Below are 12,060 nucleotides of genomic sequence, written 5' to 3'. Positions count from 1 at the left end.
AAACAAAGTTCATAATACATGCCCCGTTATCCTGAATTTCAATCCCATATGTATTATACATTATAAAAGTACAAGTTTTACATGTACTTTTATAATGTATGTAGTTTTTATAACTTTTCAGTGTTATAGACTTTTAACCATGCATTATTAAACTCTTCCATTGACGCATAGCGCTTACTACGATTTTCATTTACAGCACGGTATGCTACTTCATATAATCCTTCGCCAGCTTCCCATTTTATAAAGGAACGATCTTGTCCGCCACCTAAAAGTGCAAAAGCTATAGCCCCCATATTAAATACGTTTGTTTTTCCATCTATTATAGAGTTAAGTTGAAACTCTTCAGGTGACATAAAACGAGATGATCCCCACAGTCGCCCCATCTTATTTACATACGGTGTGTTACTGTATAAATCAATATCACAAATTTTTGTTTCATTAGTTTTAAAGTTGTATAAAATACTACCGTCATAAAAATCAATAGCTACATAGTGTTTGTGTTCAACGTAAGTATGGAAATTAAAAATAGAATTTAATGAAATCAGTCTGTCTTTAACGGATAATTTCTTATATTTATAAAATGGTGAATTAGGATCATTGTATTTTGCTGGGGGTGGGAAACTCCAGTGCGAGTGAAGACATTCACCGTCAAACCAATCAAAAATTAAAACATATCCATGTTGTAAAGGGTAGTGATCAATTAAATTTATAAGAGAAACGTGTTTTAATTCATTGTATATAGTAACTGAGTTTTTTAATCTTTTTATAGCTTCATTTGTAGAAGCATTATATGCGAGTGTTTGTGCCCCTGCATATTTAATAAACTTCTTTTTCCCATTCTTTTCAACACCGAAACTTATATTACCGGAATCTTGTTGATCAAAAACTGCAAATACTGTTCCTAGTTTCGTAAGCCAATCAAAATTATGATGTTTTTTTAGTTGGAATGTGACAGTATTTAATTGAATTTCAACTGGAATATCTTTCATGATTCACCTCATATTTAGTATAATTAAGTTGTCTATTATAATATTCGACATTTTTTGTAAAATCCCTATGTTAATACAATTAAATTTTATAAATATAATGATGTATAGTTATAAGGAGGAAAGAAAATGGATGGGAAAATCTTAATTAAACCGTACGAACATTATTGGCATACAGAGTTTTTAAATGAAAAAAATAAAATTGTGCCGTTACTAAATGAAGAAATTATTGCTATTGAACATATAGGAAGCACGGCCGTAGAAGGATTAGGGGCTAAACAGCTTATTGATATGATGATTGGCGTAACAAATTTACAAATTACCGAAAATTGGAGGGAACCCCTAGCGGAAATTGGCTATGAATATGTTCCAAAAGAAACACTTAATTGGCGTTTTTTTAGAAAAGGGAAGTGGAGAGCGGGTAGTCATCACTTACATGTGTATATTTATAATAGTGAGGAATGGAAGAACAACCTCTTATTTAGAGATTTTCTCATAAATAATGAATGGGCACGAAAAGAATATAGTGAATTAAAAGAGAAACTTGCTGCTACATATCCTTTTGATCGTGTTTCATATACAAATGCGAAAGCCCCGTTTATTCGAAATATATTAACATTGGCCAAAAAGAGGATTAACAAAGTATAAGTAGTATCAATTAAAGTCCTTCCTACAAAAAAGTGTGGGGAGGATTTTGTTTTTTCATCATAATGATTTTTATTATTTTTTAGTTGTTACAATCAGATTATTTTATTTATTTCGATATTTTTAGTACATTAAAATTATTAAGGGGGATTATTAATGAACGCTATTGTACATCAACATAAAAAAGGATTAGACGGTTTAGAATATAAATTATCACCTGAGATAACTCCTAACATTGGAGAGGTTAAAGTGAAATTAAAAACAGCAGGTTTAAATCATCGTGATTTATTTATAATGAATAATAGAAAAGAAATGGAATTACCTTTAATTCTAGGATCAGATGGTGCAGGTATTGTTACGGAATTAGGAGAAGGTGTTTCAAATATCGCACTACATACAGAGGTTATTATAAATCCTAGTATTGGATGGAATAATACTCATGAAATACCAGAGTTACCTGAAGTACTAGGCGGACCAGCCGATGGAACGTTTGCCGAATATGTTATTGTGCCAGCTGAAAATGTAGTGAAAAAGCCATCCTATCTTACGTGGGAAGAATCTGGTGTGTTATCTTTATCGGCATTAACTGCATATAGAGCGCTTTTTACAAAAGGTAGATTGAAATCTGAAGAACATGTTCTAATTCCGGGAATTGGCGGTGGTGTAGCTACTTATGCTATGTTATTTGCTAAAGCAATTGGAGCAAAGGTAAGTGTTACTTCAAGGATAGAGAGTAAAAGAAAGACTGCAGAAAACTATGGCGCAGACTTTTCATTTAATAGTTCTGGTATTTGGGAAGAGTGCTTACATGGAGAAAAAGTAGATTTAATTATAGATAGTATAGGTCCGGCGACTTTCTTGAAATATTTTGATGTATTAAAACCAAACGGAAGAATTGTTAATTTTGTTGCAAGTTCAGGAGATAAAATTGAATTACCGTTACGAGCATTATTTTATAATCAAATCGATATTATGGGAACATCAATGGGGAGCAGTGAGGAATTTAATGAGATGATTCATTTTATAGAGGAACATAATATTAAACCAATCATTGATAAAGTATATCCATTAGAAGAAGCAATTCAAGCTTTAAATCGAATGCAGCAAGGAGAACAATTCGGTAATATAGCCTTTCGTATGAAATGAAAAAATGATTTCGTAGCTAGTATATTTACATGAATATGTTAAGTATTATATTCATGTATAGAGTGTTTACCATACTATGTAAAATGTTTTACAACCTTTATACATATTTAGCTCGTATAAATAGTTACACGAATGTCAAATGAATAGTAGCAAAATGAGAATTAGATGAGAAAAGTTTAAGCCCATTTTCATATTGATATTGTATACTGTGTAAATCAAGGACACTTGTATCTTTATTTAAAGTACAATGAGAAAAAATAAGGAGAGAGTAATATGAATTACACAGTATTTCAATGGATTAATAATTTTGCTGGATCATCCAAGCTATTAGATACGCTAATGATTGCTATTACAAATAGTGCTGCATATGTAGCTATTCTATTTATGCTTATCCTATGGTTCAATAATGGAAAGAAAGAAAATGCAATCCGAAAACAATATACGGTGTTATACACGACACTTTCAGTTAGTATTGCATTATTAGTAAATGTTCTTATACATGCGGTATATTATCATCCGCGTCCTTTTATTACACATCATGTCAATCAATTAGTACCGCATGCAGCTGATTCATCATTTGTAAGTGATCATTCTGTACTTGTATTTTCGATTGCTTTCGTATTTATTCTAAGAGGAGAAAAACTTAAATATATCGCGCTTATATGGGCAATATTAGTCGGTGTATCACGAATGTACGTAGGTGTTCATTATCCTCTAGATATACTTGGGGCTGCGTTCTTAACATTTATTACAAGTGGATTAGTAATACAAAGCACACGTATACTTGAACCGTTAGCTAGTTTAATTTTCAAAATGTATGCACTAGTAGCAAAACGAGTTCCTTTTTTAGCGAAATATAATCATATAGCTTAATCGTAAGAACCTACAAAAAGTAGGTTCTTTTTATTTGAAGATTCTTAAATTTCACTTACCGTATTTTATAATAAAAAATACAAAATAAATAAAAAACAAACAGCAACAGAACTGGTTTTCTTATTGTTATAGAGGAATTAGTAAAAAAACTTCGAAAAAGATAGTATCTAATATAATAAAGAACATATTTAGTAGCGTATCTTTGCATTAATACATTGGAAAAGAAAGGAGATAAGTATGCATAAACTTCAAACGAATAAAGGCGCTCGATATATGATGATTGCTTTTATTGTTTTGTTTCTTACTATGCTTTTACGTATATTTTATATTCAAGCAGTAGGAGTCGTGCATAATGTTAATGTAAAAGATCTTGCGAATGAACAACAAAACAAAAATGGAGTTTTAGAGGCAAATCGCGGGACAATTTATGATCAAAACGGTAAAGTATTAGTCCAAGACTCAACGACATATCGCATCGTTGTAAACTTAAAAGGAAAAGATAAATTAAAAGATAAAGAAGATACTGCACAACGTTTAGCAGATGCGCTTGAAGTTGATAAAGAGGAGATCATGAAAAATTTTCATGAAGGACGTACGCAAGTTGAAATTGGTAAAATTGGACGTAACTTATCTAGAGAAGCGAAGGAAGAACTTAAAAATTTGAAAATACCAGGTGTATCGTTTACAACAGAAAAAGCCAGAGTATACCCAAATGAAGATTTCGCCTCGTATATACTTGGTTTTGCAAGACCAGATGATAAAGGTAATGCGGAGGGGAAGTTTGGGCTTGAAGAAAGTTTGGATAAATATTTACGCTCTACAAACGGAAATGTAAAATATGTAGGTTCACGAAGTGGTATCCCACTTACAAATGATATAGGAAAAATAGAACCTGCTAAAGATGGAAACAACGTATATCTTACGCTTGATAAACAAATTAATAGTTTTTTAGAAGATGCAATGAACAAAGCGGAGCAACACTATGATCCTTCTATGTTAGTAGGAATCATTGCAGATCCAAAAACAGGGAAAGTTTTAGCAATGTCTAGTAAGCCTAGTTATAATCCTAATAAGGGAGACATTGAATATTTTTTAAATGATCCAATTGCGAACGCATTCGAACCAGGGTCTACAATGAAAGTTTTTACATTAGCTGCTGCAATTAATGAAGGTGTATATAACGGGAAAGAATATTTCCAATCAGGAAAATACACAGTTGGTTCAGCAGAAATTAAAGATCATAATGGCGGATATGGGTGGGGCTCAATTACATTTGATGAAGGGTTTGAACGGTCATCTAACGTTGCTTTTTCTATTTTAGAAGACCAGTTACTGAAACCAAATAAATTCAAGCAATATATGAATAAATTTGGTTTCAATCAAAAAACAGGGATAGATTTGCCTGGAGAAAGTAAAAATACATTATTGTTAAATACTCAAATTCAACAAGTTACTACTTCTTTCGGCCAAGGCTCAACTGTAACTCCTATTCAAATCGTACAAGCGGCCACAGCTATAGCAAATGACGGGAAAATGATGCAACCTTATATTGTTGATAAGGTTGTAAATCCAACAAATAAGCAAGTTATTATGGAAAATCAACCTAAAGAAATAGGGAATCCGATTAAAAAAGAAACTGCAGATAAGGTAAGGAACTTAATGGAACGTGTTATAACATCATCTAAAGGAACGGGAACGATGTATAAAATTGATGGTTATCCGATTGGTGGTAAAACAGGGACAGCGCAAATTCCGAATCCTGAAAATGGACGATATATGGAAGGGAAAGATAATTATATTTTTTCATTCTTAGGAATGGCTCCAATTGATGATCCGCAATTAGTCGTATATTTAGCCATTAAGCAACCTAAATTAAAGGGGAATGAATACGGCGCTCAGCCTCTTGCTGAAATTTTTAAACCAGTTATGAAAAATAGTCTAGAATATTTAAAAGTGAAACCATATACAGAAAAACAAATAGCAGATGCAACAAAGCAATCTGAAATAAAAGTACAAAATTATGTAAATCAAACGATGGATACGGTGAAAAATATTGCAGAAAAAGCGAAACTTCAGCCGGTATTATTAGGAGAAGGAAAGATAATAAAACAATATCCACAAACTGGCGAGGTAATGAGTGAAGGAGATCGCATATTTCTAGTGGGAAATAATGTGAAAATGCCTAACCTAAAAGGTTGGTCAATGCGTGATGTTATGTATTTCTCTAAGTTGTTGAAATTAGATTTAAAAACAACAGGTGCAGGGTATGTAACGAGTCAAAGCATTGAAAAGGGACAATATATACAAGAAGGTGATGCTTTAAAACTAGATTTGGAACCGCCTCTAGAACCATTAGCAGAAGCGAGCACAAATTAATATCGAATTTGTAAGAGCCTATAGTATAATAGGCTCTTTTTGTTAGAGTTACAAGCAATTTCACGCACCGTATTTTTTTAATAAATAAAAAATCAAGTTACAAAATTATAAAGGATGTTCACTTTCTTAAAAAACTGATTATTCTTTTTAATTATTTACAATATAAAACCTATATGATAATATGGATAAAATTACATGCGATGATGAGAAGAGTAAATAAAATGAATTTTTCACAGAGAGCTCCATTTAGCTGAAAAGGAGCAAAAATTCTTTATTGAATCAAGCCTCTGAGCAGCACATCGGAACCTTTAATAAGGGGATGGTGTGACGGGAGCTCCCGTTATAGAGCTAAGGTATAAGCTTTATGCAGTACCTGATAAGGTTAATATGGCGACATATTAACAAACTAGGGTGGCACCGCGATGATAAATCTCGTCCCTAAGACTTTAAGTCTTGGGGGTGGGATTTTTTTATTGGTTTAAAACAATTTAGAAAGCGGGTGCCTAAAGTGAAAAAATTACTTAAAGATTGGAAATATCCTTTATTACTACTGTCCGGAGTCGGTATTGCAAATTTAGGTGCATGGATTTACTTAATAGCACTTAATGTACTTGTCTATAATATGGGCGGCTCAGCTTTAGCGGTTGCTGCTTTATATGTAATTAAACCATTAGCTGCTTTATTTACAAACGCTTGGTCAGGAAGTATGATAGATCGTTTAAACAAACGGAAGTTAATGATTCACCTCGATATATATCGAGCAGTATTTATCGCCATTTTACCCTTGCTTCCATCCCTTTGGATTGTCTACCTATTAGTATTTTTTATAAGCATGGCCAGTGCGATTTATGAACCAACTGCTATGACATATATGACGAAATTAATTCCAGTAGAGCAAAGACAACGTTTCAACTCACTACGTAGTTTAATAGGATCTGGTGCATTTTTAATTGGTCCAGCGGTAGCGGGGATATTATTAATAATTGGCACACCAGAGTTTGCAATATATATGAATGCTATAGCATTTCTGCTATCAGGGTTCATTACATTACTTTTACCTAATCTTGATAAAAAAGACGATTCTAATACATCCAATGATAAATTGTCACTAACTGTATTAAAGAAAGATTGGAACATAGTTTTAAATTTCAGTAAAAAATCTATGTATATTGTTTGTGTTTACTTCTTATTTCAAGGGATGATGGTCTTAGCTACCGCTATTGATTCGCTTGAAATATCGTTTGCAAAAAAAGTTTTATTGTTAACAGATAGTGAGTATGGCTTCCTAGTTAGTATCGCTGGAGCGGGTTTTATTTTAGGAGCCATAATAAATACAGTTTTATCAAAAAAATTAACACCTTCATTTCTAATTGGGATAGGATCATTATTCATTGCAATTGGATATTTGATTTATGCTTTTTCAAGTGAGTTTTTAATAGCTGCTATCGGATTCTTTATTCTATCTTTCTCTATGGCATATGCAAATACAGGATTTTACACATTTTATCAAAATAACGTTCCGGTTCATATGATGGGACGAATCGGGAGTATATACGGGCTCGTTATAGCTGTTTTAACAATTTTTATAACGATTCTGTTCGGCATTGCAACTCAATTCACTTCTATACAAATTGTAGTCATTGTAGGAATATTGGTAATGCTACTTATTACTATCCTATTATGCGTGTTTACTTTATTACCATCGCAGTCTAAGGTATATTCCACTGAATCAATAAAATCGAAATAGTTCCCTTGGTTTTTATTTAAAACTTAAGGGGGGTGAATAGGAGGTTTCTTTCCCCTATATATGGAAAAATAATAAGGGGAAAGAACAATACTGATAAACAAGGGTGGTTATTATGATAAAAACAAAAGATCAAATAGAAAAAATTGTAAAAGAAATACATCAGAATATAGATTTTTCTGGGGTAGTCTTAATAAAAAAAGATGATGATATTATCTATGAAAATTCATTTGGATATGCTAACCGAAGTGAATGTATAAACAATACACTACAAACAAGATTTGGAATTGCCTCAGGATGTAAATTATTCACNNATCTGTCAACTTGTTGAAAGAGGTGTAATTACTTTTCATACAAAGTTAAAAGATTGTCTACATATTAAATTCCCAAACTTTAATGAAGATATTACAGTACATCAACTTTTAACGCATAGTTCGGGTATTCCAGATTATTTTGATGAAAGTATCATGGATAATTTTGAAGATCTTTGGAAACAAACCCCTATGTATCTTTTAAAAAGTTTAAAAGACTTTTTACCATTATTCCAAAACAGTAATATGATGTTTACACCAGGAAGTAAGTTTTACTATAACAATGCAGGTTTTATTATACTTGGATTAATTATAGAACAGCAGACAGGACTTGAATTTACGGAATATATAGAAAGAAACATATTCGTTCCAGTTGGCATGAATGATTCAGGCTATTTTTCTTTAGATAATTTACCAAAACATACAGCTCTCGGATATATAAAGGATGTAAATAGTCAAAAATGGAGAACAAATGCATACTCTATACCCATAAAAGGAGGTTCTGATGGTGGTGCTTATATTACTGCACCAGACATGGTGAAATTTTGGGAAGCTCTATTTAACAACGAAATATTAAGCCACGAATATACGAAGTTACTTTTAACTCCTCATATTTTGGTGAATAATAGCCAGTCTTACGGCTATGGAATATGGATTGAGAAAAGACAAGGAAATATTTTTAAATATCATGTAATGGGATATGATCCAGGCGTGAGTTTCCGCTCGGCCGTTTACCCGGACTTAGGAATTACATTAGTTATCCCATCAAATAAAGGGGCAGGACCCGAAAAATTCATGGTAGAAATAGAAGGTGTTTTTTAATTACATGGATATAAAAATTAGAGCATATAAAAAAGAAGACGAAATAGGCTGGGTACGTTGCCGTTCGTTATCTTTTTTAGATACAGCATATTATGACAATGTACTTAGAGGGAAATAAAAATATGAAAATCCCGCAAATGAAGGTTTCTCTTTAATGAATTTACAATAAGATAAAGATACATTATTCCGTATGACAAAACCATCCTGCGAAAAGCCCTATAGAATAATTAAGATAAAGGGATGTGTTAGCGATTTGCATATGATTAACGGTAGTTTATTTATTATTTTCGGGGTTATCTGTTATTTATTTGTCCGAAGTATATTAATTGGGTTCAAAAATAAAAAGCATGTGAATTGGTGGAAAGAGTTAATTAGTTTTCTATTTGCAGTATACATTTGTATGGTTGTTGCAGTAACCTTATTCCCTTTACCAATCGGGTTTCTTTCTAGTGTTGAAAATCTTAATCGGTCAGTCAATATTATTCCTTTTGCATCAATTATTAAAGATATCGGTCAAATAGGGAGTGCTTATGATGGTGATGTCCTATTTATGATTGGTCTAATCGTAAGAAATGTAGGCGGGAATGTTTTATTATTAATGCCTTTAGGGTTTTTAGCACCACTTATATGGAATAAATTCAAAAAAGTTAAAAATACTATTTTATTAGGTTTTATCATATCGGTTAGTATAGAATTGTACAATTAATCGAGTCATTAGTTAGTGGATGGGGACGTATTACCGATATTGATGATGTAATCTGTAACGTTCTAGGTTCTATAATTGGATATTCCATTTATAAAATCACTTTAACATTAGCTGCTACATTTAACATTCAAGTATTAGATAAAACTAACTCTAAAGGTGTAGAATTTATTGATAAATAAAAGTTTAAACCAGTTTAGGAATATACTAATAAAGCTACTAAAGACGTACGAGTAGAAAGTACGTCTTTTTACTTTTATAAATAATGCTTAAGGCTGATGGGAAATCACATTCCATATTTTACAAATTAAAGTAGCTATCGTATTTCAAGTATGGTATGAACAGAGGCGAATATAATTTTCAAAGGTAAACAAGTATATAGGAGGACTCTAAATGGATATTCTATTTGTTATTCTACTTGTTATTCTTATAATTGTATTAATGCAAGGTAAGGAATACAAAGTGAATATTAATCGTATTTGGCTCATTCCGGCTTTGCTGTGCTTTGTAACAATCCAGTCCATTATTCATATGGGACAATTAAATATATTGCACGTACTATTATTCGTTGCAATGCTCGGAATTGGATTGGGTCTTGGAGTTATTAGAGGAAAAGCTTTAACATTTCGATTAGATAGTGAAACAGGTCATGTATTACGAAAAGGAAATTGGTTAAGTACAATTATTCTCCTTGTTATTTTAGGTGCAAAGGTTTTGATTAAGCAAAGTATGTTTCCTGGCAGTACTCACCACACATTAATGGTTGTAACGAATGCCTTTTTATGTATCACATTAGGTACCGTAATTAGTAGACGCTATTATATTTGGAAAAAATATAATGAATTAACACAAAAAGCGTAAATACATTCGTCCCTTGTTTAACAACGCTGTGAACGGTAATACTAAATAATATTGAACTTTTACAACAAGGGATGATAATATGATATTCATTTACACAGATTTCGGCGGAACGCATACAACCTCGCTAGCTGCAGCTTATCATTTAAATAAATTACCAACTGATCGGAAGTTAACGAAAGAAGAAATTTTAAATGTGGAGTATTTTAATAAATTGAAAACAGAAGATATGGGGAAAATTATTTTTCATGGACAAGATGAATATGGGAATCCTGTATATACAATTGGATGCGGGGCATCAAAGGTCGTTGTACCTGCCATGAAGCATTTAGGAGAGATTCTGCAAAAACATTATCAAAACAATGATAAGATTATTTTTTCTAATACATCACCAACAGTTCCATTGCCAATGACTTTAGGCGGTTTGTTTTCTAGAAGATTTCATATTGATTTTATTGGTGTACCGTTACTCGTATGGGGAGCAAAAATTTGCTGTGATAACATCCAGCGGCTTGTCAGTTATACGAAAGAAGCGGGGCGAATGACGAATGATTATGTTGTTATTTTAGATAACGAAACATTTAAGTAATGTAATGTTAAAAGAAGACCGGGAAAATTTGTGGTTTTCTTTTTTTTTTGACAAATAGACAAAAAACATTCACATTTATTATACATCTACTATAGCCAAAATAATAAAGTCCTGTTACTATTACAGGGGATATTCTCTTTTCGTAAGATAAATATATAGAAAAGTCAGAAAAGAGGAACAGAATAAGGGAGGAACAACATGAAGCGTGTTGCTTGGTTTACTGATAGTACAACTGCGAGTTTTACAACAGATGGTGATAACTTTGTTATCCCAATTGAAGTTATTATTGATGGAGTGTCTTATAAGGATTGTGAAGAAGGAGTTCATAAACGTCTTTATGAAGCGTTAAATGATGGAAGAACAGTTACTACTTCGCAACCTAACATAGGGGAAATGGTAGAATTATTTACTAAATGCAAAGAAGAATATGAAGAAGGCTTTGCAGTTGCTATTAGCGGAAAAGTAAGTGGGACCTATCAAAATATGAAGTTAGCTGCTGATATGGCAGGTTTCCCTTTAACTGTATTAGATAGTGAAACGACAAGTTATCCAATGGATGAACTTTTGAGAAAAGCTAAAACGTTATACAATGATGGTATGACTTTACAAGATATACATAAAACATTAGTAGATGAAAAAAGAAGGCCTTTTTATGTATTTCCAAAAAGCTTAAAAGGTTTATATGCAAGTGGTCGAGTAAAGGGAGTTCAATTTTTACTTGGAAGTTTATTAAGTGTCAACTTAATCTTAGAAGTAAAAGGCGGAGAACTTTTACTTGAAAAGAAAGTGCGTAAAATCCAAAAATGTAGAGACTACATTAAAAATGAGCTTGAAAAAGAATTACCAAAAGTACTTCATATGTTCTATGCTAACGATAAAGATGGAGCTGAAGAATGGATTTCAGATATTAAACAAGCATTCCCTGAAATGGATTTCAAGCTTTATCCATTGCCAATTTCATTTGCTGTACATGCAGGTGAAGGTACAATAGCAATAAGTTATTAATA

General features: G+C 32.1%; 9 protein-coding genes, 2 pseudogenes and 1 other annotated feature. Of the genes and pseudogenes, 10 read left to right on the top strand and 1 reads right to left on the bottom strand.

All coding sequences use genetic code 11. The features are described from left to right. Positions 1 to 107: 107 nt before the first annotated feature. Positions 108 to 989 carry a protein kinase gene (locus V7038_RS23160; RefSeq protein ID WP_199659486.1) on the bottom strand — a complete coding sequence of 294 codons (882 nt, stop codon included), beginning with the start codon at positions 987 to 989 and terminating at the stop codon, positions 108 to 110. A 126-nt stretch (positions 990 to 1,115) separates the two neighbouring features. On the opposite strand from V7038_RS23160, the gene V7038_RS23155 reads away from it, so the two are divergent. The 10 genes and pseudogenes from V7038_RS23155 (at position 1,116) to V7038_RS23110 (ending at position 12,058) form a co-directional block, all read left to right on the top strand. Further along, positions 1,116 to 1,634, top strand: a complete 519-nt coding sequence (locus tag V7038_RS23155; protein WP_002110187.1) for a GrpB family protein — start codon at positions 1,116 to 1,118, stop codon at positions 1,632 to 1,634. 153 nt (positions 1,635 to 1,787) lie between these two features. Continuing rightward, positions 1,788 to 2,777, top strand: coding sequence for a zinc-binding dehydrogenase (locus tag V7038_RS23150; RefSeq protein ID WP_335695675.1), 990 nt, complete (start codon positions 1,788 to 1,790; stop codon positions 2,775 to 2,777). Positions 2,778 to 3,050: 273 nt separating this feature from the next. Beyond that, positions 3,051 to 3,650: an undecaprenyl-diphosphatase gene (locus V7038_RS23145; RefSeq protein ID WP_002110185.1), complete on the top strand. Its 600-nt coding sequence runs from the start codon at positions 3,051 to 3,053 to the stop codon at positions 3,648 to 3,650. A 237-nt stretch (positions 3,651 to 3,887) separates the two neighbouring features. Continuing rightward, positions 3,888 to 6,026, top strand: a complete 2,139-nt coding sequence (locus V7038_RS23140; protein ID WP_335695674.1) for a penicillin-binding protein — start codon at positions 3,888 to 3,890, stop codon at positions 6,024 to 6,026. A 191-nt stretch (positions 6,027 to 6,217) separates the two neighbouring features. Next, positions 6,218 to 6,469 (top strand) — a binding site (T-box leader). Positions 6,470 to 6,534: 65 nt separating this feature from the next. Then, positions 6,535 to 7,773 (top strand): MFS transporter, encoded by a 1,239-nt coding sequence (locus V7038_RS23135; RefSeq protein WP_335695673.1) that lies wholly within the window; start codon positions 6,535 to 6,537, stop codon positions 7,771 to 7,773. Positions 7,774 to 7,885: 112 nt separating this feature from the next. Next, positions 7,886 to 8,903, top strand: a pseudogene (locus V7038_RS23130) (serine hydrolase domain-containing protein). Between the two features lie 253 nt (positions 8,904 to 9,156). Then, positions 9,157 to 9,788 (top strand): annotated as a pseudogene (locus tag V7038_RS23125) (VanZ family protein). A gap of 211 nt (positions 9,789 to 9,999) precedes the next feature. Beyond that, complete coding sequence (locus tag V7038_RS23120) at positions 10,000 to 10,467, top strand: DUF1453 family protein (protein ID WP_002110179.1); 468 nt, start codon at positions 10,000 to 10,002, stop codon at positions 10,465 to 10,467. A gap of 79 nt (positions 10,468 to 10,546) precedes the next feature. After that, positions 10,547 to 11,053 carry a DUF3189 family protein gene (locus V7038_RS23115; protein WP_002110178.1) on the top strand — a complete coding sequence of 169 codons (507 nt, stop codon included), beginning with the start codon at positions 10,547 to 10,549 and terminating at the stop codon, positions 11,051 to 11,053. 198 nt (positions 11,054 to 11,251) lie between these two features. Then, positions 11,252 to 12,058 carry a DegV family protein gene (locus V7038_RS23110; RefSeq protein ID WP_002110177.1) on the top strand — a complete coding sequence of 269 codons (807 nt, stop codon included), beginning with the start codon at positions 11,252 to 11,254 and terminating at the stop codon, positions 12,056 to 12,058. Positions 12,059 to 12,060 lie beyond the last annotated feature (2 nt).

The sequence above is a fragment of the Bacillus sp. JJ783 genome (assembly GCF_036963225.1).
GTDB lineage: Bacteria > Bacillota > Bacilli > Bacillales > Bacillaceae_G > Bacillus_A > Bacillus_A cereus_U.
The sequence above is the reverse complement of the archived record's forward strand: the minus strand, read 5'-3'. Positions and strand labels throughout refer to the sequence as shown.